At 67.9% G+C, this 23,714-nt stretch carries 14 protein-coding genes and 9 pseudogenes; 19 read left to right on the top strand and 4 right to left on the bottom strand.

Going from position 1 to position 23,714, the window contains the following annotated elements; genetic code table 11:
• The first annotated feature begins 70 nt into the window (after positions 1 to 70).
• The 7 genes and pseudogenes from H4687_RS45945 to H4687_RS00460 form a co-directional block, all read left to right on the top strand.
• The gene (locus tag H4687_RS45945) at positions 71 to 1,273 is read left to right on the top strand and encodes an Acg family FMN-binding oxidoreductase (protein WP_225966541.1); all 1,203 of its coding nucleotides are present in this window, start codon (positions 71 to 73) and stop codon (positions 1,271 to 1,273) included.
• Between the two features lie 74 nt (positions 1,274 to 1,347).
• Positions 1,348 to 2,928, top strand: a complete 1,581-nt coding sequence (locus tag H4687_RS00485) for an MFS transporter (RefSeq protein ID WP_097248609.1) — start codon at positions 1,348 to 1,350, stop codon at positions 2,926 to 2,928.
• Between the two features lie 89 nt (positions 2,929 to 3,017).
• A complete protein-coding gene (locus tag H4687_RS00480; protein WP_078907680.1) occupies positions 3,018 to 3,584 on the top strand; it encodes a winged helix-turn-helix transcriptional regulator in 567 nt (188 codons plus the stop codon).
• 56 nt (positions 3,585 to 3,640) lie between these two features.
• Positions 3,641 to 4,312: an enoyl-CoA hydratase-related protein gene (locus tag H4687_RS00475; protein WP_046919703.1), complete on the top strand. Its 672-nt coding sequence runs from the start codon at positions 3,641 to 3,643 to the stop codon at positions 4,310 to 4,312.
• A gap of 442 nt (positions 4,313 to 4,754) precedes the next feature.
• The gene (locus H4687_RS00470) at positions 4,755 to 4,904 is read left to right on the top strand and encodes a hypothetical protein (protein WP_159392252.1); all 150 of its coding nucleotides are present in this window, start codon (positions 4,755 to 4,757) and stop codon (positions 4,902 to 4,904) included.
• Between the two features lie 128 nt (positions 4,905 to 5,032).
• Positions 5,033 to 5,281, top strand: a pseudogene (locus H4687_RS00465) (WhiB family transcriptional regulator); the annotation flags it as partial.
• A 132-nt stretch (positions 5,282 to 5,413) separates the two neighbouring features.
• Positions 5,414 to 5,663 (top strand): annotated as a pseudogene (locus tag H4687_RS00460) (helix-turn-helix domain-containing protein); the annotation flags it as partial.
• Positions 5,664 to 5,996: 333 nt separating this feature from the next.
• Here H4687_RS00460 and H4687_RS00455 read toward each other — a convergent pair.
• The gene (locus H4687_RS00455; protein ID WP_078907678.1) at positions 5,997 to 7,544 is read right to left on the bottom strand and encodes an MFS transporter; all 1,548 of its coding nucleotides are present in this window, start codon (positions 7,542 to 7,544) and stop codon (positions 5,997 to 5,999) included.
• 288 nt (positions 7,545 to 7,832) lie between these two features.
• Between H4687_RS00455 and H4687_RS00450 the strand changes: the two genes are divergently transcribed.
• From H4687_RS00450 to H4687_RS00435, 6 genes and pseudogenes are all read left to right on the top strand, one after another.
• Positions 7,833 to 8,414, top strand: a complete 582-nt coding sequence (locus tag H4687_RS00450; RefSeq protein WP_046914760.1) for a TetR/AcrR family transcriptional regulator — start codon at positions 7,833 to 7,835, stop codon at positions 8,412 to 8,414.
• 981 nt (positions 8,415 to 9,395) lie between these two features.
• Positions 9,396 to 10,256 carry a hypothetical protein gene (locus tag H4687_RS00445; RefSeq protein WP_159026132.1) on the top strand — a complete coding sequence of 287 codons (861 nt, stop codon included), beginning with the start codon at positions 9,396 to 9,398 and terminating at the stop codon, positions 10,254 to 10,256.
• 132 nt (positions 10,257 to 10,388) lie between these two features.
• Positions 10,389 to 10,988 (top strand): TetR/AcrR family transcriptional regulator, encoded by a 600-nt coding sequence (locus H4687_RS00440; RefSeq protein WP_050399742.1) that lies wholly within the window; start codon positions 10,389 to 10,391, stop codon positions 10,986 to 10,988.
• Positions 10,989 to 11,672: 684 nt separating this feature from the next.
• Positions 11,673 to 12,149 (top strand): annotated as a pseudogene (locus H4687_RS45940) (hypothetical protein); the annotation flags it as partial.
• Between the two features lie 1,070 nt (positions 12,150 to 13,219).
• Positions 13,220 to 13,612 carry an HGxxPAAW family protein gene (locus H4687_RS45935; protein WP_078907677.1) on the top strand — a complete coding sequence of 131 codons (393 nt, stop codon included), beginning with the start codon at positions 13,220 to 13,222 and terminating at the stop codon, positions 13,610 to 13,612.
• Between the two features lie 310 nt (positions 13,613 to 13,922).
• Positions 13,923 to 14,329: pseudogene (locus H4687_RS00435) on the top strand (cytochrome b N-terminal domain-containing protein); the annotation flags it as partial.
• Between the two features lie 61 nt (positions 14,330 to 14,390).
• Here the strand turns inward: H4687_RS00435 and H4687_RS00430 are convergent.
• A complete protein-coding gene (locus H4687_RS00430; RefSeq protein WP_159026131.1) occupies positions 14,391 to 17,048 on the bottom strand; it encodes a LuxR C-terminal-related transcriptional regulator in 2,658 nt (885 codons plus the stop codon).
• Between the two features lie 389 nt (positions 17,049 to 17,437).
• On the opposite strand from H4687_RS00430, the pseudogene H4687_RS48370 reads away from it, so the two are divergent.
• From H4687_RS48370 to H4687_RS00420, 4 genes and pseudogenes are all read left to right on the top strand, one after another.
• Positions 17,438 to 17,578, top strand: a pseudogene (locus H4687_RS48370) (IS3 family transposase); the annotation flags it as partial.
• 213 nt (positions 17,579 to 17,791) lie between these two features.
• Positions 17,792 to 17,887 (top strand): annotated as a pseudogene (locus H4687_RS45930) (IS6 family transposase); the annotation flags it as partial.
• Between the two features lie 367 nt (positions 17,888 to 18,254).
• A complete protein-coding gene (locus H4687_RS00425; protein ID WP_046914755.1) occupies positions 18,255 to 19,391 on the top strand; it encodes a PQQ-dependent sugar dehydrogenase in 1,137 nt (378 codons plus the stop codon).
• Positions 19,392 to 19,626: 235 nt separating this feature from the next.
• Positions 19,627 to 20,497: pseudogene (locus tag H4687_RS00420) on the top strand (IS5 family transposase).
• A gap of 120 nt (positions 20,498 to 20,617) precedes the next feature.
• Here the strand turns inward: H4687_RS00420 and H4687_RS48365 are convergent.
• Positions 20,618 to 20,803, bottom strand: a pseudogene (locus tag H4687_RS48365) (hypothetical protein); the annotation flags it as partial.
• A gap of 33 nt (positions 20,804 to 20,836) precedes the next feature.
• A complete protein-coding gene (locus H4687_RS00410) occupies positions 20,837 to 21,127 on the bottom strand; it encodes a hypothetical protein (protein ID WP_046914754.1) in 291 nt (96 codons plus the stop codon).
• Between the two features lie 166 nt (positions 21,128 to 21,293).
• On the opposite strand from H4687_RS00410, the gene H4687_RS00405 reads away from it, so the two are divergent.
• Both H4687_RS00405 and H4687_RS00400 read left to right on the top strand, forming a co-directional pair.
• Positions 21,294 to 22,628, top strand: coding sequence for a glycoside hydrolase family 68 protein (locus H4687_RS00405; RefSeq protein WP_046914753.1), 1,335 nt, complete (start codon positions 21,294 to 21,296; stop codon positions 22,626 to 22,628).
• A 183-nt stretch (positions 22,629 to 22,811) separates the two neighbouring features.
• Positions 22,812 to 23,579 (top strand): annotated as a pseudogene (locus H4687_RS00400) (ISL3 family transposase); the annotation flags it as partial.
• Between the last annotated feature and the right edge of the window lie 135 nt (positions 23,580 to 23,714).

Below are 23,714 nucleotides of genomic sequence, written 5' to 3'. Positions count from 1 at the left end.
TGGTGCGCCGGCACCCTGTGCGACGCGATTCTCCTGGCACAACCCGGGGTCGGGCGACAGGAGAGACGCAATGGCCACGAACACCGTCACGGACGAACCCCCGGAGATCACCTTCACTCGCAGGGACGCGCTGAAGCTGACCGGCCTCGGCATCGGCTCGGTCGCCGGCCTCGGCGTGGGCGTCGGCGGACTCCGGGCTGTCACCAACGGAGCCTTCAGCGCCGGGTCCGGTGATCCGTACGACCTCTGGCACGACTGGACCTCGATGTCCGGCGTCGAGCGGGTGGTCGCCGCCGGCGTCCTCGCGTGCAACCCGCACAACACCCAGCCCTGGCGAATGATCGTCGACGGCGACACCATCGACGTCCACTCCGACCCGAGCCGGCGGATGCCGCTCAACGACGCGAGCGGCCGTGAACACTTCGCCGGACTCGGCTGCGCCGTCGAGAACATGGTGATCGCCGCCGGACCGGCCGGATTCACCGCCGACGTCGCCCTCTTCCCGGACGGCCCGGTATCGGACCATGTCGCGCGCATCGTACTCAGCAAGGCCCGCACCAGAAAGGACCGTGACCTCGCCGCTGCGATTCCGCACCGGCACACCAACCGCGGCCCGTACACCTCCGCACCCGTCGACGTCAGCGGCTTCACCGAACAGAGTTCCCGCATCGAGGGGGCGAGCGTGCTGTGGATCACCGACGAGCAGGCGCGGGAGCGGCTGGGCCGGCTCTATGTCGAGGCCACCGAGGCGATCACCGCGGACACCGCGCAGTCGACGGAGGCCTTCACCTGGTTCCGCAGCTCGCGCGGCAGCATCGACAGGCACCGCGACGGGCTCACCCTCGACGGTCAGGGACTGGGCGGGCTGACCTTGTTCGCCGCGAAACTCCTCCCCGCGCAGTCCCGCGAGGACGGCGACGCCTACTGGGTCAAGGCCACCCGCGAGGTGCACACCGCGACCGCCGCCGCCTACGGCGTCATCGCCGTCGACGACGTCACCGACAGAACCGCCCAGGTCAGCGGCGGACGGCTGCTGGCCCGGTTGCACCTCACCGCAACCATGCTCGGCCTGGGCCTGCACCACATGAACCAGATCACCGAACGCATCGACCGCGACACCGCGGCCGGCAGCCCCGACGTCTTCTCCGCCCGCTGGGCCGCCCTGCTGGGCCGCCCCGCCTCGATGGGCCTGCTGTCCTTCCGTATCGGTCACCCCGAGCGCACGCCGGGTCTCAGCCCGCGCCGCAGCCTCGGCGACGTCGTGACCAGCTGACCCCCCGGCAGGTGCGGCGAGTCCCACCGCGCCGCCCGCCCACCAGTTTCGTTCCGTTCAAAGGAGATTCCCTCATGTCCGACTCCAGCATTGCGGAGCAGGCCGGCGGACCGGTGCGCGCCTTGCGCCCCGGTGCCGTTCTGGCCGTGACCTGCCTGGCGCTGGCGACCGTCGTATCGGCCATGGCGTCGCTGAGCGTGGCGTTGCCCGACATCGCCCGCGAGACGCACGCCAACCAGACCCAGCTGTCGTGGATCATCGACTCCTACAGCCTGATCTTCGCTTCGTTCCTGCTGTTCGCCGCGACCCTCGGCGACCGCTTCGGCCGTCGCCGGGCGCTGCTCGGCGGCGTCGCGGTGTTCGGCGCAGTATCGCTGGCCGCGACCTTCACGACCGAGCCGGGCGTCCTGATCGCCCTTCGTGCGGTGCTGGGCGTTGCCGCCGCGTTCGTCATGCCCGCCACGCTGTCCACGATCACCAGCACGTTTCCCCGCGGCCAGCAGGCGCGTGCCATCAGCATCTGGGCGGGGGTCGCGGGCGCCAGCGCCGCACTGGGACTGCTCGCCTCCGGAATTCTGCTCGAGGCGTGGTCGTGGCGATCGGTGTTCTGGCTGAACACCGTCATGGCCGCGGTGGCGTTCATCGGCACCTACCTCTTCGTGCCGGAGTCCGCGCAGCCGGGCAGACAGCGCATCGATGTGACCGGAGCGGCTCTCACCGTGGCAGGGCTGGGCGTGCTGGTCTACTCGGTCATCGAGGCACCCGAGCACGGCTGGGGCAGCACGCGCACCCTGGCAGGCATAGCCCTCGGCCTCGCCGTCCTGGTCGCCTTCGTGGCCTGGGAGCTCAGGCACCCGCACCCCCTGCTCGACCCGCGGCTGTTCCGCAACAAACTGTTCGCGGCAGGATCGATCTCGACCACACTGCAGTTCTTCGCGTTCTTCGGGTTCATCTTCGTCACCATGCAGTACCTCCAGCTGGTGCGCGGTGACAGCGCACTGATGGCCGCGGTGAGCGTGCTGCCCATGTCCGCGGCGATGATCCCCAGCGCCCGCCTCAGCCCGCTCCTGGTCGCCCGGCGAGGCATACGCCGCCCCTGGACCGTCGGCCTGGTCCTGGTCACCACCGGCCTGGTCGTGCTGGCCCAGCTCGACGCCGGCAGTTCGTACTGGCTGGTCGTCGCCGGACTCCTGCCGCTCGGCGCGGGTATGGGCCTGGCCACGACGCCGGCCACCGCGGCGATCACCGACGCCCTGCCGCCACGTCTGCAGAACGTGGGATCCGCCGTGAACGACCTCTCACGCGAACTCGGCGGCGCCCTGGGCATCGCCGTCCTCGGCAGCCTCATGAACGCCCAGTACCGTGACTCCCTCGACACCGGCGGCCTCCCCGCCCCCGTCGCGCAAGCCGCCCGCTCCTCCCTGGCCGCCGCCAACCACATCGGCCACGCCACGGGCAACCCCGCACTGATCGAACGGGCCCGCGACGCCTTCGCCTCCGGCATGCACCTCGCCCTCATCAGCGGCGCCGCGACCACCATCCTGGCCGCCGTCGTCGTCACCCTCCTCCTGCGCCGGACCGGCAAGCCGGGCACGGCCGCCGAACACCCGCAGACCGACGGCACAGACCACGACACGGCCAAGGCGACGGCATAACCCCCAACCGACCCCCGACACATCCAACACGTCGTACGGCGCGAGGGCCGCACCGCGATGCCCCGCGCCGTACCAGGAAGGAACCGGCCATGACGTCGCCGCATCCTCACCCGCCGCACCAACCCAACCCTCCGCAACTGCCCGAACCCCTTGTGGCCCTCACCCGGGCCTCCTCCCTGCTGGGCAGACTCGGAACCGGACTGATCGTCACTGCCCTCGCCAAGGGCCCGGCCGATGTCGCCCAGCTGCGCGAGCGCCTCCCCGGCCTCAGCGACGGCCTGCTCACCCGACGCCTTCGGGAACTGACCACCCTCGGCCTCGTGACCCGAACCGCCCACCCGGGCACACCCACAAGCACCGTCTACACGCTCGCCTCCCACGGCAAGGCGCTCCTCATCCCCCTGACCGCCCTGACCATCTGGGCGGAGGGCCACCTCTGCGCCAACGCCCCAGAGGCCAAGCCTGGCCGCAGAAGGCAACCGGGGCACCCGGCTCAAATCCCTGGCCCGGGCCAGCGCCCTACGCACGCAGCTGATCGAGGGCACGTCCGTGAAGGACGTGAAGGTGAACAGACGGCGAGGCCGGCGCCGCTGGGGCTTCGTGACAGCAGGCGCGCCCGAGCCTCGCTGCGAGCGTCACGCCTGGGGAACCGGTGAAGCGCCTCGCCGAACTTCGTCCCTACACCCGATCCCGCCTTACTTGAAGGAGTCAGATGCCCACGCTCGATCGTCACGACGACGTTTTCGTTCTCGACCTCGGAGACGGTGAGAATCGCTTCCACCCCGACTGGCTCGCCTCCGTGGCCACCGCGCTGGACAAGGTCGAGAAAGAGACAGGCCCGCGCGCTCTGGTGACCGCCGCACAGGGAAAGTTCTACTCCAACGGCCTGGACCTGGAGTGGCTGCTCGCCCACCTGGACGAGCACCCCGACTACGTCGTCCGCGTCCAGGAGCTCTTCGCGCGCATGCTGTCCCTGCCAGTGATCACCGTTGCGGCTCTGCAGGGACATGCCTTCGCGGCCGGGGCGATGTTCTCCCTCGCTCACGACTTCCGCATCATGCGCGCAGACCGCGGGTACTGGTGCCTGCCCGAGGCGGACATCGACATCCCTTTCACCCCTGGCATGTCCGCACTCATCCAGGCACGGCTGGGCCCGCACACCGCGCACCGGGCCATGCTCACCGCGCACCGCTACGGCGGAGCAGACGCGGTGGCCGCCGGCATCGTCGACCGAGTGGCTGCCGAGAACGACGTACGTACGGCAGCCATCGCACTGGCCCAGTCACAGGCGAGCAGAGCGGGGGCCACCATCGGCACCATCAAGGCCCGCATGTACGCCCCAGCCCTGGCCACGCTGCGCGACACAACCCTTCCCCTCAGCTGATGCACCGTACACACCATCGCGCCGGCCAACGCAGGCCGTCGCGAAGGAGCAGGTGCGGCACGTCCGCGGCGCGTCTTCCGGATGCCGCAGGCCGCGGACGAGCGGGCGGGCGGGCGGGCGCGCCGCAGCTGGGTGCATGCGGCGATCAGTCAGGTCCCAGCGGCCGCCGCTTCCCAATCCCGTAACCCGGGCCTGGTTCGACAATGCGTGGCAGACCTCGAGATCCACCTCACTCCTATCGGGGCCACGGGCACCGGAGCGTGTGAATGTGTCCTTCGGCGCCTGGCATGTGCGAGCTGCGGTGGCGGACCTTGGAGGTGTAAAGGGCCCACTCTCGACAGCCTCCCGACCGGAACCATGGCGCTCGGAACCGGCAAGCAATCGGCAGCACTGGCCAAAGACATCCAGGAGGTCTACCTTCAGCGGCGACGAATTCAGGGGAGTGGTCGGCAGGTCCAAGGGGAAGCCGATCACCCTGTGGAAGACCGAGGTATCGAACGTCTTGCGCGACAACGGCAAGGTCGAATTCAGCTTGAAGGATTTCGGCGGGGATACACCGGCTGAGCAATATGCGCTCACCTATAAAGCCTGACGACGGGCGACTGGGCGGGCACTCAGTGAGAAATGAGTAAGGTCGGTCTCCAGATACAGCTGGGGAACTTCGGATGACGAAAAATCACGTTCTACAGCAAAGAAGGCAAAGTTGTGCCGTGGAATGAGATGAAATGGTTGCGCGCTGCCGCCTGCGTGGGCGAGGACCCCGAGCTGTTCTTCCCCGTGGGCACCACCGGGCCGGCGCTGCGGGAGGTCGCCGCCGCCAAACGCGTCTGCGCCCGCTGCCCGGTGAGGGTCGAGTGTCTGTCCTACGCCCTCGGCACCGCACAGATGTCGGGTGTGTGGGGCGGTACCGGCGAGGAGGAACGCGCGGAACTGCTCCGAACCGCCAGGCATGAAGCGACGAGGAGGAGTCCCGCCCGAACCGAGCTGGGACGCACTGAGCCCTTTCCAACGACGTCGGCTGGGCAGTGCGTCTGACAGACGGATGAAGCCCCTGGTAGTTGGGTTTCCCGCCAAGAGAACCGTCCCTACTGGAGGCTTCGCATGCTTGTCTACCCGTCCGGCGTCGCCGTGGCCAGCTCTGCCCTCCGCTAGCTCGCCCTCGCCTGACTGAACGCCGGAGCGCTTTCGGCGCGCGATGGCGGCGCCTGAGCGCGGGCCGGCAGGCTCTGCTCACTCTCGCCCACCTTCGCAACCGCCAGACCCATGCCAGCGCGCGGCCGGTTTCGGGATCGGCACCACCACCGTCTACTGCTACGTCACCGAGGCCGTCGATAGCGCCACACCTGTTGCGCTGTGTACATTCAGCTGCATCAACACGAGAACATCGGCACCGCAACAGCTCGGAAGCCCGGAGAAGCCTCGTAGCCCTTGATCGGCGACTTCCTCGCCGGTGTGTTTGGCGCCAGTTCTGCGAGGTTGTGCAGGTCGTCGACCCCGAGGGCGAGGACGTCGCATCGCGTCAGTGCCTCCCACAGCTGCCGCAGGTGCGATCAGCCGTGGGGGACCACGACGTGCAGAAGCCGCAATGCGCCATCCCGGCCTCACGGCCTTGGCCGAGCACGACGCTGCCTGTGCCGGCACGAGGCGGGGCACAGGCAGCGTGGGGGAGGAGAGCGGGAGCCGGTCATCCCTCCGTGGCGGTGCCGTCGAAACCGTCGGCGCTGTCACTGGTGTCGGGGGAGCGCCGCAGAAGGAAGGCGACCGATGCCGCACCCAGGACGGCTGCTCCTGCTCCGGTGACGAGAGCGAGGTGCAGACCGGAGGCGAAGGCATCGCGGGCCTGATTGACCAGGGCGGTGTCGCCTGTCCTGGTGCCGACGATGTTGGCTGCGGCGAGAGATGAGCGAGCTGCCTCGGCCACGTGAGCCGGGAGCCCCTCGGTGTCGAGAGTATTGCGGTAGCCGGCGTGCAGCGCACTGCCGAGCACGGCGATTCCCAGGGCGCCGCCCAGTTCACGGGACAGGTCGTTCACCGCGGAGCCCACGTTCTGCAGGCGGGCGGGCAGCGCGTCGGTGATGGCCGCGGTGGCGGGCGTCATGGCCAGGCCCATCCCGGCACCCAGGGGAATGAGCCCCGTCACGACGAGCCAGTAGGAGCTCGTCTTGTCGAGCTCGGCGAGCACGCTCAGACCGACGGCGACGGCGATCAGCCCTGCGATCCAGGGACGGCGAGCGCCGACACGTGCCGCCAGCTTCGGGGACAGCCGGGCGCTCGGAATCATCGCGGCGGGCATGGGCAGCACACTCAGGGCAGCGATCAGCGCACTGTCCCCTCGCACGAGCTGCAGGTACTGCATGACGACGAAGATGAACCCGAAGAACGCGAAGAACTGCAAGGTGATCGACAAAGTCCCCGCGGCGAACGGCCTGTTGCGGAAGAGCCGGGGGTCCAGCAGGGGGTGGGGGTGGCGCAGCTCCCAGGCGACGAAGGCGGCCAGGACGGCGAGCCCGATGGCTATGCCTGCCAGGGTGCGCGTGCTGCCCCAGCCGTGCTCGGGCGCCTGGATGACCGAGTAGACCAAGATTCCCAGGCCGACGACCGTGAGTGCTGCGCCGATCGTATCGACGCGCTGCCTGTCGGCTTCGGCCGACTCCGGCACGAAGACGTAGGCGCCGACGAACGCTACGACCGCCAGAACCACGTTCACCCAGAAGACAGACCGCCAGGACCACACTTCAAGCACGGCCCCCGAGGTCAGCAGCCCCAATATGGCGCTCGCTCCCGCGACTGCCGCCCAGATGCTGACCGCGCGTGTCCTCTCCTCGCGGGGAAAGGTGCTGGTGATGGTCGAGAGCGTGGCGGGCATGACGAAGGCGGCCGCCACCCCCAGCAAAGCCCGCAGGGCGATGAGAACCCCGGGTTCCGAAGAGAAGGTCGCCGCGGCCGAGCCTGCTGCGAACAGAGCGAGGCCGCCCAGCAGGGCCCGGCGCCGGCCGAACCGGTCGCCCAGGGTCGCCGCCAGCAGCAGGAGGGCGGCGAACACCAGGCTGTAGGCGTCGATGATCCACGACAGCTGCGTCTGACTTGCGTGGGTCTCACGGGCGATGTCCGGCAGGGCCACGTTCAGCGATGCCATGGCCGAGACGACGGTTGCCAGAGCCAGGCATGTGACGGCCAGTACCGCGCCGTGGCGCACTACTTTGTGACCTTGTGCTGTGAGGCCTCGGTTCATGAGAGGCGTCCTTTCCCGCTGGACGGAGTGCGCTGGTGCGGTGAGCGGCTTCCATGGCGCGGGCCATGGAAGTGCGCCATGGGCAGGCAGCGCAGTGCGTAGCGCGCGGAGCGCGCAGTTGGTGGGGGCAGGGCGCTGGCCGAGACCGGCGATGCTGGCCCCTCCCGGCGCCCGGACGGGCGGCACGGAGATGGGACACAGTCGTCAACAAGTGTTGGCCAACCGCCGTTGACATTAATGCACCCGTGGAGATGGAAAGTCAACGCGCGGTGGCCTACATTTGTTGGCATGACAGTAGACACTCCAGAAACAACCCCGGGTCCGCGCCGCTCCGATCGCACGCGGACAGCGATCCTCGACGCCGCCCGCCAGCGCTTTGCCGCACAGGGCTTTGAACGCACGACGATCCGAGCCGTCGCGGCCGACGCAGGCATCGACCCCTCCATGGTCATGCGCTACTACGGCAGCAAAGCCCAGCTCTTCGACGCCGCCCTCGACATCGACCTGCGCCTTCCGGACCTGTCCGCCACGCCCGCAGAGGAACGGGCCGAAGCCCTCGTGCGGCACTTCCTGCACCGCTGGGAGCACGAGGGCGCCGACGACGCGCTGCTGCTGCTTCTGCGCTCCGCCGTCACGAACGACCAGGCGGCGCACCGCATGCGGGAGATCTTCGCGGCCCAGGTCTCCCCGGCCCTCGGCCCCGCCACCAAGGACAACGTCGGGCTGGTCTCCGCCCAGCTCCTCGGCCTCGCCCTCACCCGCTATCTGCTGCGCATCCCAGCCGTAGTGCGCATGACGCCTGAAGAGATCGTCGCCGCCTACACGCCGGCCATCCGGAGCATCCTCGAACCGCAGGCGTCCGCCCATTGAACAGGCAGATCAGACGACGGAACCGGCCGGAGCTCCAGGCGGTGCCGTCGGCCACCTCGTGTCCACCGCCGCGGGGCTGAAGCCGCGAGCGGTCAGGTCGCCTGTCTGTGCGACGGCCTTCATGGTGGGACGGCGCTTCCTACGCAGTCCAGTCCGGTCAGGTCGGCCCAGTGCATGACCGGCCGCCCGTTCGTCGTTGACACGCCTGCCCATCTCCCGCACCTCGGCGGCGATCTGGGCGCCACCGGATGCCGTCCGCGGCGCGGTGCACCTTGCATATCCGGGTGGCGGGTCCGGCATCGGTTGCACGGTGGGGCCGCATTTTCTGTGCCAACAGCACGAAACCGAGCAGGGGCGGTGAGGATGGTGCACGGCCGCTTCACGCCGGAGCGGTGCGGCCGCCGAACAGGAAGCGTTCCTCCTGCGGCCTCGCGGACCTTTCCTGCGCATAGCCGCGTGACGCGTCTACAACAGCGCAGGGCTGCTCGGCGGCCCGCTCCGCCTCCGGAGCGTTTCGAGACGGTCCCAGATCAGCGGCGACCTGATACGTCGCTCCCGGACGCGATCGGCACAGCGCGGCCGCGGCCACCTCGTATGTCTGAGATCAGAGCCAGCGCCTATGGCCTGCCCCCGGCCGCCCGGATGGGCAGAGATTACTCATCTCAGCTTCCCCGGCTCGCGGTTGACTGACCCTGCTTGCCCGAGCAACTGGAGCGGTGCCAAAGGCGGGAGGCTTCGCGGTGAGGGAGGGCGGCCGACCTGGAACGCCCCTCAGTGCGGGGCCCGGACTCGCCCGCTCCGGGGACGTCGGCGGGCCGCTGAGACGGCAGGGCGGCCGGTTCCCGTTGCACGGCGCCGCGCGATGGCTGATCCGGCCTGCGGCACTGCACGACATCCGGCTGTGCCGCTCGATCACCCCCGCGGCAAGTAACCAACTCCGCCGCGACAGAACAGCATCACAGAAAGAAGAAGATCAGCACGATGAACAAGCTCATAGGCCCCCTGTGCGCAGTGTCGACAGCCGTTGTTCTGGCGGTCATGCCGACGACGGCGCAGGCAGCCGGAACCGAAGACGGCGCCCCCCTGGTGGCCGCCGAGAACGAGATCATCGACCAACTCGCGACACTCGGCTGGCCAGGACAGGACCCGGAGAACTTCTACCCCGGTGCTCTCGACCACACGGACTCCGCCACAGCCACGGTCGTCTGGGGCACGCCCGGGAATCCCAGCTCCTATCAGGTCGAGGCCAAGTGCGCGCAGTTCCTCACCGCCTCGATGAAACATGCCTATTCCTGGGCCACCGACGCGTGGTTCACCTCCGGTATCGGCTTCCGCAGCCCTTCCTCGGAGCAGTACTACGACGCCTTCACCGACACCTCCGCCGGCGGTGCGCTCGATGACATGAGCGATCACGTCAGCCGCCCCTCCGCACAGCGGGTCAGCGACCTGCATGCGGGTTCCGTCATCGCGGTGAAGTACCTGGACGGCTCGGACGGGGGCGCTACCGGGCACATGATGGTCGTGCAGTCCGTGACACCGTTCGAGCGCGACGGCAACAGCGCCACCCAGGAGTACGCAGTCAGGGTTTCCGACAGCACCTCCGCCCCGCACGGCGTCGCCTTCTCATCCAGGACGTCGTCACACTGGGCATTCCGGGACAGCCGGGTCGAGGGCTCTCCGGGGCTTGCCACGAAGGAATGGAGCGGCGCCGGCCGGGGAACGATCTTCGTCCAGGCCGACGCGGTCACCGGCAAACCGACCGGTCACTGGTGGGGCCGCAACGAGGCCGCGTTCCACACCGTCGCCGACCGGCCCATGGTCTTTGTCGACATCACCCGCTGAGCCCGCAGGGCGGCGGCGCTCACCGCCGCGGTCGTCGTCCCCGGTCGCCCGCTGGGCGCCAGGGGCGTGACCTGGGTTGTGTGAGCACCTGCGCGCCACACGAGGGTTTCCGCCCCATGATATTCAATGATGATGAATAAATCTCGCGGACGTCCACGTGGAGGCTCCGACGCCAAGGAGAGGATTCTGGCGGCGGCGAAGACGGCGTTTCTGCAGCACGGCTACAACGCGACGACGATGCGAGCCGTTGCGTCGGCAGCCGACGTGGACCCGGCCCTGATCAGCTATCACTTCGGCTCCAAGCAAGGGCTGTTCGGTGGAGCGATGGCGCTCGGAATCAGCCCGGGCCAGGTGATGGCCCGCGTGCTCGAGGGTGATCCCGAGCAGATGCCTCAGCAGATCATCCGGGCTGTCCTGGCCGTATGGGACGACCCGGCACTCGGTGGTTCGCTGACGCTGCTGGTCACCCAGGCCCAGCGGGACCCGGCGCTCCTGCGTGCGTTCCGCGAGTACGTCGAGCGGGAACTGAGCGCCCGGCTGGCGGAACGCATCGGCGGAACCGACGCCGCGGAACGAGCGGGGGCCGTGCTGACGACAACTCTCGGACTGATCTTCAGCCGTTACGTTCTCAGGCTGAACCCGCTCGCCGTCATGGACTCCGAGCGGATCGTCGACCTCCTGGCTCCAGGACTTGGCGCACTTCTCCGTCCGGCCCGATCCGCCGATGAATGAGAGCCGGGGCGAAGGCCGGCGCAATCCGGGACGCCGCCGGTCGCCCGTATGCCGCGTGAACGCGGCGTGACGCCTTGCCCGGGCGGTCCGTTGCGCCCCAAGGGTGGGGACTGCCGTAAGGCTCCAGCTCTGCAGCGACCGGGCGACGACGGCGTTGACACATTCCCGGGACGGAACTCCGCGGGCCTCCACCTCCGGGCGCCCGCAGACGTGGCACGGGCGTCACCGCCGCGGCAAACTCGCCGAGGGGCAGCCGCGCCGTACTGGACGCTGTGACGGGCAAACGCCGGACCGTCGGCTAGGGGCACGATTTCGCCGGGTGCGTGACTGCCCGGGAGAGGGAAGGTGCATCCGGGATCCGACAAGGTCGTCACTGGAACCGGAGTGAGGTCGAGGGGGTGTCGGTCGGCATCGGCGGCACCGGCGCGGTGGTGGTGCGCTTGCAGGCTGCGAAGCGCCTGCGGTCGACTTCAAAAGGGGCGACCGCGACGCGGTAGAAGCGCCGGCGGGCGGTGGTGCCACCGGCCTCCGACGCTATGCCAACAACTGTAGGCCAACTGGCGTTGACTTTCGTGCCCTAGGGCTGGCACTCTTGTCAACGCATGATGGCCAACGCTTGTAGGCCTTCTGTTCCGCACCTCATCGCACCGAGGCCGACGGCCCCTGGACCGGAAGGCGACCGCCATGAAACCGCTGCTCCCCTCAAAGTCCGGTGCGGCGTCCAAGGCGCAGCGCACAGGCCGGTCGGCGGCCGGCGCGGACGGGGAGCACCGGCCCCAGCCCGGCCCGCTCGCCACCTTCGCCCGGTTCGTCCTGTGCGGCGGGGGTGTCGGTCTCGCTTCCGGCCCGGCCGTGGCGCTGATGGCCGCACTGATGCCGTGGGCGATGGCGAACGCGCTGGTCACCGCAGCTTCAACTCTTTTGTGCACAGAACTGCACGCACGCTTCACCTTCCAGGCCGGTAGGCGTGCCGGATGGCGCCAGCACTGGCAGTCCGCCGGGTCGGCCTCGGCTGCCTACGTGATGACCTGTGCGGCGACGTTCTTCCTGCACCTGCTGCAGCCGTCGGCCGGCATGCTGAGTGAACAGGTCGTCTACCTCGGCGCTTCCGGCCTCGCCGGAATCGGGCGATTCCTCGTTCTGCACCTGGTCGTCTTCGCCGGCAGTTCGGCCGCGGTGCAGGACGACGGCCCCGCTGGGGTGCGGCAGGCGGGCGAAGTCACGTCTCGACGCGTTGCGACGTCGCGGCCCAGGGCCGCACAGCCGACGAGCGAGCCGTCATGTGCGGGGGTGAGGACGGCCGCAGCGGTGTCGACCGTGCAGGCAGGCATGCCGCCCGGACGGTCAGGCCGGTCTGCGTCTGCGTCTGCGCCTAGGCCGCTTCTCCGACTTGTTCGCCCTCGCTGTGTCCCTGCAGCCACAGGGGCTGAAGGCTTGCCGCACTCCGCAAAGCCTGCAGAGGGGCTCCTTGAGGTAGACAGAGCACGTGGGACCGCGCCTCCGCGTTTCGCCGAGCCGCGAGGCTGCAGGCAGAGGCCGGCGCGTTCACCCTCGACGAGCAGTTGACCAAGCTGTCTCGGGGAGTGCGCCGGTGGCACGTCGCCGAGTCCAGCCGCTGGGCGAGTACTGCGCGGAGCTGGTTCTCGTCTCTCTAATGGAGGCCTGCCGGGCGGCCCGGACCGCGAAGCAACTGGTTGCCGCAGCGGGGTTGTCCCGCTCGCGAGTTGTCCGCCTTGCCGCGGTCACCTTGGGTCGCGCAGATGCCGTTACCGACACGCCTCCCAAGGTCGGCGGCGGCCAGAGGAGTTGCCCGGGCATGAGATCGTCGTGAACGGCGCGCAACGGCGGTTCCTGCACTGCGACTTCCATTCCTGAGAGGCCCCTTCGCGGCTTTGAGGCCACCGCCCGCCCCCGTACCACGGACACCGTGATCTGCCCGAGCGCTACCAGTCAGGTACAACCGCGACCACGCCCACCTGCGCGCGCTCCGGGAAAGGCGCCCTCGTCCTACTCGACTCCTGGTGCTCCTGCGATGGAGGGCACGCTGCTTGACCAACCGCCTCAGCCCCATCGTCCTTACCGTCCGCGCCTCTCTGACCTGTGCAAAGACGGGATGAAAGAGGCTCAGTAGCGGCGGATGAGTACCGTTTGCTCATTTGTTGACCGCGTGAGCGGCCCATGCTCGTGCACCTGAACTATCGGCTCATTGCCATGAGACCTGGGAGAACCTGATGAGCGCACACGGCCATGTGGACATGGGTCACACGGTGGCGGGATGGACCGGCACCTTCATCGCCGTGGTCGGCTTCGCAATCGCCGGCATTGGCGTGACAGCCGTCTCAGCCCTCGTGATCGCGGCAGGGGCAGCAACTGTCGTACTCGCTGCGGGGGTCACGTGGGTGCTCCACCTGGCCGGGTGGGGAAAGCCGAGCGGCCCCCGTCCCGATGACCAGTGGGACTGGCGCGTGCGCGATGTGGGTGCGCGCGGTGGCCACCCCGACTGTCTCGGATGCCGCATGGCCGGCCGACGACCGGACACGGTGGGGGGCGAGGGGCCTCGTCAGCCGGTGGCGGAAACCGCTGGCGCGGCGTTTGCCCTGCCGGCCGACGCTCGTGGCCGTTGATCTCAGCAGCGGTGATCGGCCTGCTCGCCGATGCGCGCGGCGTCTGATGCGTGCCTTGCGCCAAGCCGGCCCCGGGTACGCCCTGCTACCTGCCGGACGGCGCACTCGCGCAGTGCGACCGCGGCGGTTACGGTCGGGCCGACCGTCCCACAGCACCGTCTGCGCGGAGTGAACGTGCAGGCGGTGACCGGCTCAGCGGAGTGCTGGTGGATGTCGCCCACGCTGGGCGGGAAGGCGATCGAAAGGTTTGAGTGTTGTTCCCTTTCAGTCCCGTGCATGCAACGCCCCGTCAGGCCCTCGGCCAGCTCGTTCACTCCTGATCCTCATCCTGACCGGTGTCTACCTGACTCTGTTCTTCCACCCGTCGACGACCGAGGTCGCGTACCACGGCAGCTACATCCCGCTGCAAGGGCAGATGATGAGCGAGGCGTACAAGTCCACGCTCGACATCAGCTTCGACATACGCGGCGGGCTGCTGATCCGCCAGCTGCACCGCTGATCGGCGCTGCTGTTCCTCGCCGGGATGATCGCGCGCGTCTTCTTCACCGGCGCGTTCCGCAAGCCGCGCGAGGTCAACTGGGTCTTCGGCGTCCTGCTGTTGTTCCTGGGCATGTTCACCGGGTTCACCGGCTACTCGCTCCCTGACGATCTGCTTTCGGCACCGGCCTGCACTTCATGGAGGGCGCGATCCTGTCGATCCCGATCGTCGGGACGTACAGGCACGTCCTGCGTTCCGCCGCTCCGCGGTCGGACGCAAGACGGCGAAATCGCGTTCGTGCTACGCCAGTTCAATAGGTCCTTCGTGTTTCAGGGCCAGAGCGATATCCCTGCGACTGCGGACCCCGAGTTTGAGATAGATGCGCTGTAGATGGTTGTCGACGGTGCGGACGGAAAGCGTCAGATGCTCCGAAATAGCTTTGCTGGTCTTCCCAGCGGCAGCCAGCAAAGCGATCTCCTGCTCACGTTGCGTGAGGGGTTCGACAGCGCCCGCGATGGTGGACAAGATGGGCGTCCGGGCACCTTCACACTGCTCGGCGAGGCGCGTCGCGTCAGCGGTGGCAGCCGTGACCTTGCGGGCATCTCCTTTTCGTCTCCAGGCGTTGGCTGCTGCAGCCGCTGATTCGGCGGCCAGGAGCCGTGCACCCATGTGCTCGAGTTCTTCTGAGCATGCCATGAGCCGCTGTGGATCCTTCTTCGCAAGAGCAGTCACGAACCGTGCGCGTGCGGGGGTGAAAGCGCCGTCGCCCTGGACGGAAAGTTCGGCCAGGCGCTCCTGTACCGCCTTCGGGTCTCCCAGGCGTGCGATGTCGGTAAGCACGAGTGCCTCGGAGACGAGGTGGCCGGTGTGCCTGGCCCTGTCTGCAGCGGTACGCAACAGTTCCCTGGCGCGGCTGAGTTCGCCGCGAGCGGCGTGCAGCCAGGCCATGCCGATCGACTCCTCACCGTTCAAGCTGCCGCTTGGTGCGACGGCTTCGTAGTCGGTGACGAGAGACGCGGCCGTGTCGATGTCGCCGATGAGCGCTGCGCACGCCATCAACCCCGACATGTGCAACCGAATGACCCTGTCCAGGTGGTATGTGCGTGCTGTGGAGACGCCTTCGGCGTACCAGCGGCGGGCGCTCACGGGGCGCCCGGCCAGCCACTCTGCGCGGGCGCTCTCGAATGCCAGGAACTGGCGGGCCACTGGGGAGTGTGCGGCCTGCAGGCTGTCCGCGGCGCTGAGACAGAGCTGGCGGGCCTGGTCTATCTCTCCCATTTCCATGAGTGACAGCGCGAGTGGTGCGACCTGCATGGCGGGATGGGGGAGCAGTCTGCCCTCACCGACCGCTTCGTGGGCGGCCTTGGCGCGTTCGGACAAAGTCCGGGCTCGTTCGACGCTGCCGACGAACGTCAGGCCCAGGGTCTTCGCGTTGATCGTTGCCAGCCAGACGTCCAAAGCCTCTTGAGGCGGGCTATCGGGCAGTTCGTCGAGGATCTGCAGCCCCGGGACCGGCGAGCCCCCCACCGTGAGCATGGCTCCCTCCATGAGACGGAGTTGTTGAGCGGCAGTTTGGTCGGACAGGGCGGAACGGGCTGCGGCGCACACGGCGACGGCCTTGGCCGGGTCAGGGTCGGCCCAGAAGAGGTTGGTGCAGCGAGTCGTCGCCGTAATGATTCTCTCCTCGTCGCTGCGGGCGTGGGTGTCGGCTTCGGCGAGGACGACTTCGGCACGTTCGAGTTGACCGGTGTGCATGAGGGCCCGGCCGAGAAGCACACGGCTTTCCGTAGTGTGCTGTTCTGCCTTGATCGCAGTAAGCAGCTCAATGGCTTGTTTGTTGTCGTTGAGGTTCATGGCGATTGCGGCAGCCTGCCGGAGCAGGTCAGGTGCGGCGGTGCCGATGGCGGCCAGTCGCCAGGAAGCGACGTGAAGGGCATCGTCGCGTCGCTTGAGGCCGTACGACTCGATGCGCTCGGCTTGGCGCAGGGCGAGGTCGTAGCGCTGAAGAGCGGAGGTCTCGGCGGCGATGACTTCTCCGTACAGAGGGTGCGCCAGGGTGACGATCACCCGGGCCCCCTGGACGGAGATTTCGACTATGCCTGATCGCTCGAGGCTTTCCAGGTCCGTTCGGTCGGCGAGTGTTGTGGCATCGGTGAGGGAGAGCGCACGGCAGATGGCGAGCGACTGGAGCAAGGCCCGTGCTCCCGGCGGTGAGGAAGCGATTCTGCCGGCAATGAGATCCCTGAGGTGCGGGGTGACGGGAAGCGGCTCTTCTGAGGTGTCCCAGACCCCGTCGTTGAGAGTGAGCTTTCCCTGGGCTATGGCACCCAGCACGAGTTCTCTCAGGAACAGAGGGTTTCCGCCGCTGGCGCTGAACAGTGCGTGGAGAGCGCGTCGGCTGAGGGGGCCCCCGAGGACGCGCTGGAGAAGCCCGTCGACTTGGTCACGAACCATGTGCTCAAGGTCGATGCGGCGGATGTGGTCACCACGCTGCAGCAGGGCGTTGACGACGTCACTGGTCTGCCCGCCGGTACGGGCAGTGCCGATCAGGACTATCGTCCCGGAATCGAGGAGCTGGCCGAGCAAAGCAGCAGATGAATTGTCGAGCAGATGCAGGTCGTCCACGAGAATTACGGTGGGCTGAGCCAATCCTGATAGTGCCTGGGCCACGGCGTGGAAACCCTGCACTGGGTCGGTCATGTCGGCACCGGCAGGAAGGATGTGGGCGATCGCGCCGAGGGGCACCTGGGCTGCGGCCCGGCTTGCCACTGCTTTGGCCGTGGGCCGCTTGTCGGCAGCGGCAAGGGCCAGGAACTCTTCCGTCAGCCGGGTCTTTCCCACCCCGGCGGGTCCACAGACCAGCCAGCCCTGAATGCGGCTGGCTGACAGTTCCTTGCGAAAGGAGTTCAGGTGCGATTGCCGGCCGGCGAGCGGCCATCTGCCTTCCCAGCTCTGCATAACATACCGCCCAGGGGCTGACTGATCCCTCATGCTACCCCTACATTTTCCAGGCATGACCATGGGGAGAAGGTTGCCGATATTGCGTATTTTGCCGCAGCGGTTGCGGGGCGTGGTGAGCCTCTTGTGTGATCGAGGAACCGAAGAGCGTCATCGCCGACAGGCGTCACCTCTGTTCGGCTTCCCCTCCCCACTCACGACCCCTCCCAGCCTGATCAACCCGAAGATCATCCCACCGCTCAGCCAACGTGACAGTGCCGCTTCGACTACCCGTCCACCGACTTCAGCAAGACCGTCGGCAGACGCTGTTCGGCCGCCGTGAAGTGCTCGTGCCGAACGGCACGTTCAGGCCGAGCTGATCGAGATGCAAGTGGCCGTGGCGGGACGTCGACCAGGTCGAGCGGGCGATCTTCCAGTGGGTCACGTGGTGCGACGAGGAACGCCTGCACTCCGCACTCGACTACGTATCGCCCGCCGAGTACGAACGCGACTTCTGGCGACAACAGGAAGCCGCCCTGCAGTCCGCCTGAAACAAGACCACCGGACTCTACGAAACTCGGGGCAGCTCAATGCGGCGTCCCTACCCGCTCGGCCGCGCCAGGGTCGGCGCTTTCCAGTTTCGGTTGCCGTGCGGTCCAGCCTGTCCAGCGCTGCTTCCTGGGGCGCCTCCGGCGCAGGGGCACGGCTGAAGACGCGGGCCACTCGCTGCCGGAAGCTCTGCCAGGCGTCCGTGCCAGCCGCGGGGGGCCGCGTCTCCGTCGCACAAGGGGCACCGGTACCCGGGCGAGGTCATCTCCCACTGGGTGTGGCTGTATCACCGTTTCCCGCCGTCGTTCCGCGGGAACTGTCAACTTTGACTGGGCGTCAGATGATCAAGAAGGAAGACCTCAGTCAGATCCTCCCTCCCGGCAGGCCGATTCGGCGCTTCGGCCGCGGAATCAGCGGTGAAGATCGCAAATCGCCTTTGTGATCATCTGGCAGTGCGTCAGAGTTGACAGTGCCCGCAGCAGCCCCGTGGCCTCCCTCAGGTAGATGGATGGAGCGTTGGTCTATGTCTATAACCCCTGTCCCGGTAGCCTCACCCGTGGCCAGTAGCGCACCATCCCCCCACTCAAGTTGCGTGCCGGCGTGGACGACACCCACCTGATTCTGCCTTCCTGGCCGCCGGGTGGCCTCTCCCGGTTCGCCGCCTCCAGGAGGATCACGGTGAAAGTTCGCACCAGAAGCTCAGCGATCATCGGCACCCTCTGCCTCGTCGCTTCCCTCGCCTTAACCACGGCGTCTGCCGACGAGCCCGCCGCCCCACGTCAGGCAGCGAAGGTCACACTCAAGAAAGTGGCCACGGCCCAGAATCCATCCGCTGGCACCGCCGGTCCCGGTGGCACGGTCTGGATAGCCGAACGCGCAGGCAGAGTAAGGGTCTTGGACGGTGAGGGGCTCGGCGGGCCTGTCCTCGACATATCCGGTGAGACCACGACCGACGGCGAACGCGGCCTGCTGGGCATCGCGTTCGACAACGAGTTCGCACACTTCTACATCTCGTTCACCAACCTCCAAGGCACCAGCACCGTGGACGAGTTCGCCGTGCGGGACGGCAGGATCCGGCCGGAAACCCGGCGCACCGTCCTCACCCAGACGCAGCCCTACGCGAACCACAACGGCGGCGACATCAAGTTCGGCCCCGACGGCTACCTCTACATCGCGTTCGGCGACGGCGGCTCGAGCGGCGACCCGCACGGCAACGGGCAGAACCTCGACACACTGCTCGGCAAGCTGCTGCGGATCGACCCGAGCGGTGGCAAGCCGTACGCGATCCCGCCGGACAACCCGTTCGTGGACGACCCGAACGCGAAGGACGAGATCTGGGCGTACGGGCTGCGCAACCCGTGGCGGTTCTCCTTCGACGCGGGCACGCGCGACCTGCTGATCGGTGACGTCGGCCAGAGTGCCTGGGAGGAGATCGACTGGGCCCCGGCGAACAGCAAGGGCGGCGAGAACTACGGCTGGTCCCAGATGGAGGGCAACCATCCCTTCCGGGGCGGCACGGAGCCCGCGAACCACGTACGGCCGATCCACGAGTACGACCGCACCGGGCGGGGCTGCTCGGTGACGGGCGGATACGTCTACCGAGGCAAGGCGATCCCGGACCTCAAGGGCCAGTACGTGTTCAGCGACTTCTGCGATGGCACCGTCCGCGCTCTGCAGATGGAGAACGGCGAGGTGACCGGCGTGAGCGACCTCGGAGTCAACGGCGGCAGCGTCGTCTCGTTCGCGCAGGGAGGCAGTGGCGAGCTGTACGTGCTCGACCTGCGTGGCAGCATCTCGCGCATCGACCCGGCGTAACGACGACCGGATGAGGAAGCCGCCGAGTAGCGAGCATCACCCAGGTTGCCTGGGTCACCTCCGGATCTCCGGCCCGCTTGAGTGACGCCGCGCCCTCCCATGTCTTGGAGGACCTGACCGGCGAGCAGCACACTGCGATCTCCCTCGCCGCGCAGACGCGCGGCAACCTGTACATCAGCTAGGACTTGTCCGGGCGATCATGTGACTACTCCGCGCTCGGGTCGTTGATGTGGGCATGGGGCGGGGTGAACTGACAGATGCTGAGTGGGAACGGTTGCGGCCGTTCCTGCCGGTCAGCAACGGGCGTTGTGGCAGATGGCGGGATCACCGGCAGGTGATCGACGGGATTCTGCACCGGGTGCGGACCGGGGTGCAGTGGCGTGACCTGCCCGAACGGTTCGGGCCGTGGAAGACCGTCTATGTACGCCACCGGCTGTGGTCGGCCGACGGAACATAGGAACGACTGCTCCAGCAGGTCCAGGCCGCAGCCGATGCGGCAGGTGAGGTCGACTGGGACTTCTCGGTCGACTCCACCATCAAGGGGGCCGAAGAGGCGGAACATCAGGGCGAAACGCCGTGGCAGAGCCTGATCGCCCGCCTGGTGGAGGTGGCGCGGGAGGTGAGGGCCTGGGCCGCCCGCGGGGCGGGTTCACCAGCAAGCTCCACCTGAGCGCGGACGGCCGCTGCCGACCGTTGTCCCTGGTGGTCACCGGCGGCCAGCGGGCGGACTGCACCCAGTTCAGCCCGGTTCCGGAGAGGATCCGCGTCCCCAGGACCGGCCCGGGCAGGCCGCGCAAGAAGCCCGACAGCCTGGCGGCCGACAAGGCATACAGCAACGGACCCTGCCGCGAGTACCTGCGACGACGGGGCATTCGCCACCGATCCCGGAGAAGACCGACAGCCGGGCAGCCCGCCTGCGCAAAGGTTCTCGCGGCGGACGACCGCCCGGCTTCGACGAAGACCGCTACAAGAAGCGCAACACCGTCGAACGAGCGATCAACCGCCCGAAACAGTCCCGGGCAGTCGCCACCCGCTACGGCAAGCGCGGGTACGTCTTTCTCGGCACCGCCACAGCAGCAACCCTGCTCATCTGGCTGCGAACTTGATCGCCCGGACAAGTCCTAGTCGAGCCCAGCCCCGGCCGTTGCCTTGCATCTGAGTGAGGGAGTCGTTTCGAGGTGACTGTGGGAGTCTGAGGTTTCCCCGTGATGCTGGACACTCGATGCTTACGCCGCGAGGGCATGTACCTGTTCGTGTCGCTGCCGGATCTCCAGCGGCGTGAGGCAGCCCCAGACTGGATGCCTCCGCAGCCGCTTGCGGTTGTAGAAGGTCTCGATGAGGGTGAAGATCTCAGCGCGGGCAGTGGTCCGGTCGGGCCAGCGGCGGGTGCCGATCTCCGCTTTCAGCAGCGCGAAGAAGCTCTCGGCGGCGGCATTGTCGTAGCACTAGCCGGTTCGGGGAAGACGTGCTGCCGGCAGCCGGGCGCCCCGGGCGGGGCCGGGGGGCGGCACCATACGGCCTGGCTTGAGGACCCAGCGGTAGACCAGAGCGCCGCTCTCCTCCTGAACGGCGACGGTGGACCCGTCCGTGGGCCGTCTGCCGTCTGCCGTCTGCCGTCTGCCGTCTGCCGGCTTTCGGCGGACGGTGCTCTGCGCGCTGCCGGTCTGGGCGATGCGCAGTTGGAGGGTCGGTGCGGTGAGTGGCTGGGTGGTCTTGAGCGTGTTGTTGCACGCCATCCGTCATTGCCGTGGCTGGAAGTCGCTGTTCTTTGACTCCCTGAACCCAGAAGCCCATTGCCAGTGGCGGGAAGTGAGGGAGTAACAGGAGTGAAGAGGGGTACCGGCGCGAATGCAATCGCTTCCAGTTCTGTTCCTTCGATCACCCTCCTCGGAAGGAAGACGCATGCGCAGAGCACGAAGAGTGCTGATCCGGCTGGCTACGGGCTTGATGGCCCTCGCGGTGCTGGGTGGTGTGGCGACACCAGCCTCCGCCGACAGACCAGCCTCGTCCCAGACGGGAACGCGGCAGTACAGCGCGGACGACGACTACTTCGCCGTCTGGTCCCGCGCGGACGCGTTGAAGCTCCGGCAGGACAAGGCCAACACGGCCCCCCATGTTTCTCCCGACTTTCCGGTGATCAGCGACAGGGTGTGGCAGTGGGACACCTGGCCGCTGACCAAGCTCAACACGAAGACGGCCACCTACAAGGGCTGGCATGTCATCTTCGCTCTGACGGCTCCGCGCTCGGTCCCCTTCGGTGACCGGCACTGGTACGCGAAGATCGGCTACTACTACTCGCGTGACGCCAAGAGCTGGAAGTACGGCGGCGACCTGTTCCAGCCCGGTACCGCGTTCGGCTCACGTCAGTGGGCCGGCTCGGCGGCGCTCGTCGGCGACAAGGTGTACTCCTTCTACACCGCCTCCGGGCGCGACAACGGTGGGGTCGACCCGAACGATCCCCTGCAGCGCCTGGCGATGGCGAGCGGTCGGATCCACGCGGACAAGACCCACGTGTGGTTCGACGGGTTCCAGAACCACCGCATCATCGCCAAGGCCGACGGCAAGCTGTACCAGACCATGGAACAGTCCCAGGCGGGCCCGATCATCTACGCCTTCCGTGACCCGTTCGTCTTCCGAGACCCCCGGGACCGCAAGATCCACCTCTTGTTCGAGGGCAACACGGCCGGTGTCGCCGGCAGCTACCAGTGCACCAAGCGCGACATAGGTGACGTCCCGGCCGGCCATGAGGTGCCGGAGGACGCGAAGTACTACACGGGCAACATCGGGCTGGCCACGGCTGACAGCGACAGCATGCGCAACTGGCGACTGCAGCCCCCGCTACTTTCGGCCAACTGTGTGAACCAGCAGACCGAACGGCCTCATCTGGTCATCCGTAACGGCAAGTACTACCTGTTCACCATCAGCCACAAGTTCACGTTCGCGCCGGGGCTGAGCGGCTGGGACGGCCTCTACGGGTTCGTCGGTGCGTCCCTGCGCAGCGACTACATGCCGCTCAACGGCAGCGCACTGGTCCTGGGCAACCCGGAGGACGCCCCCACGCAGCAGTACTCGCACTACGTGATGCCCAACGGGCTGGTGGAGAGCTTCATCGACACGGTCCCGACCGCCGACGGCGGGACCCGCTTCGGCGGCACCCTCGCACGCACGCTCCTGGTGTCCCTGAAGGGCAACAAGACCAAGCTCATCAAGCAGTTGGACTACGGCTTCATACCGTAACCAACCCACATTCGAGCAACCCGCCGTGGCGGGCCACGCCAATCGTGGCCCGCCACGGCCGTTCGAACCGGTCACTGAAGACCTGTTGCACAAGGTCGCCACCGTCGCGCCCGGGTCTGTAAAACGTTGGGCTCTGGTCCGTATTCGGTGGTAGCGAAGGGTGACGGTTGTCGTTGGCTTGGTGTGCGGGATGTCAATGAGCTTGTGGTGGTGGTGTTTTCGGGGTTGTCGGCCCTGGTCATCGAGGGGGTGACGGGCGAGGGCGAGGTCATCTGGGTGTCGGCGCGGACCCGGGATGATCCGGTGCAGTGGCCCGCGTGCGGGACGCCGACAGCGCGGGTGCACGGGTTTCATGGGTGGGTGCTCAGGGACGTGGCGATGGATGGAGGGCGGATCGTCGTCTCGGTGCGGGTCCGCTGCCTGGTGTGCCCGGTTCTCGACTGCCCGCGGCAGATGTTCCGCGAGCGGGTTCCCGGCGTCGTGGAGCGCTACCAGGGCCGCACCAGCCGCCTGGCCGACCAACTGAACTCGGTGGTGAAGGGGTTAGCGGGCCGGGCGGGCGCCCGCCTCTGGCGCGTTCTGGCTTGCGTGATCTCCCGCTCGACCGCCCTGCGCATGCTCATGCGCCAGGTAGTGACACCGCCGTGTGTCCCGCGCGTGCTCGGCGTCGATGCCTTCGCACTCAAACGCCGGCACCGCTACGCCACTGTGATCATCGACGCCGAGACCGGCGAGCGGATCGATGTCCTGCCCGACCGTACCGCCCAGTCCCTGACCGCGTGGCTGCGCGAGCACCCCGGGGCCGAGTACGTCTGCCGCGACGGCTCCGCCACCTACGCCGAAGCGATCCGCCGAGCCCTCCCCGAAGCGGTACAGGTCAGCGTCAGGTGGCACCTCTGGTCCAACCTGTGCGGCAGGGTCCTGGCCGAAGTCGGCTCCCGCCCCACCTGCACTCCTTCGCGAACGGCCTCGAACTCGACAGCGCCGCCGTTGCCGCCGGTTTCACCTGTCCGTGCCACAACGGCCGCGCCGAGGGTGTCAACATACGAATCAAACGGATCATGAGACAGATGCACGGCCGAGCCG

It is taken from the genome of Streptomyces stelliscabiei, from assembly GCF_014873495.1.
In the GTDB taxonomy this organism is placed as follows: Bacteria; Actinomycetota; Actinomycetes; order Streptomycetales; family Streptomycetaceae; genus Streptomyces; species Streptomyces bottropensis.
The sequence above is the reverse complement of the archived record's forward strand: the minus strand, read 5'-3'. Positions and strand labels throughout refer to the sequence as shown.

What these genes read in the sequence shown, in the direction of transcription:
- H4687_RS45945 (WP_225966541.1), top strand. Translation starts at nt 71, where the DNA reads ATGGCCACGAACACCGTCACGGACGAACCCCCGGAGATCACCTTCACT.
- H4687_RS00450 (WP_046914760.1), top strand. Translation starts at nt 7,833, where the DNA reads ATGACAGTAGACACTCCAGAAACAACCCCGGGTCCGCGCCGCTCCGAT.
- H4687_RS00405 (WP_046914753.1), top strand. Translation starts at nt 21,294, where the DNA reads ATGCGCAGAGCACGAAGAGTGCTGATCCGGCTGGCTACGGGCTTGATG.
- H4687_RS00410 (WP_046914754.1), bottom strand. Translation starts at nt 21,127, where the DNA reads ATGGCGTGCAACAACACGCTCAAGACCACCCAGCCACTCACCGCACCG.
- H4687_RS00440 (WP_050399742.1), top strand. Translation starts at nt 10,389, where the DNA reads ATGAATAAATCTCGCGGACGTCCACGTGGAGGCTCCGACGCCAAGGAG.
- H4687_RS00445 (WP_159026132.1), top strand. Translation starts at nt 9,396, where the DNA reads ATGAACAAGCTCATAGGCCCCCTGTGCGCAGTGTCGACAGCCGTTGTT.
- H4687_RS00480 (WP_078907680.1), top strand. Translation starts at nt 3,018, where the DNA reads ATGACGTCGCCGCATCCTCACCCGCCGCACCAACCCAACCCTCCGCAA.
- H4687_RS00475 (WP_046919703.1), top strand. Translation starts at nt 3,641, where the DNA reads ATGCCCACGCTCGATCGTCACGACGACGTTTTCGTTCTCGACCTCGGA.
- H4687_RS00485 (WP_097248609.1), top strand. Translation starts at nt 1,348, where the DNA reads ATGTCCGACTCCAGCATTGCGGAGCAGGCCGGCGGACCGGTGCGCGCC.
- H4687_RS45935 (WP_078907677.1), top strand. Translation starts at nt 13,220, where the DNA reads ATGAGCGCACACGGCCATGTGGACATGGGTCACACGGTGGCGGGATGG.
- H4687_RS00455 (WP_078907678.1), bottom strand. Translation starts at nt 7,544, where the DNA reads ATGAACCGAGGCCTCACAGCACAAGGTCACAAAGTAGTGCGCCACGGC.
- H4687_RS00430 (WP_159026131.1), bottom strand. Translation starts at nt 17,048, where the DNA reads ATGCAGAGCTGGGAAGGCAGATGGCCGCTCGCCGGCCGGCAATCGCAC.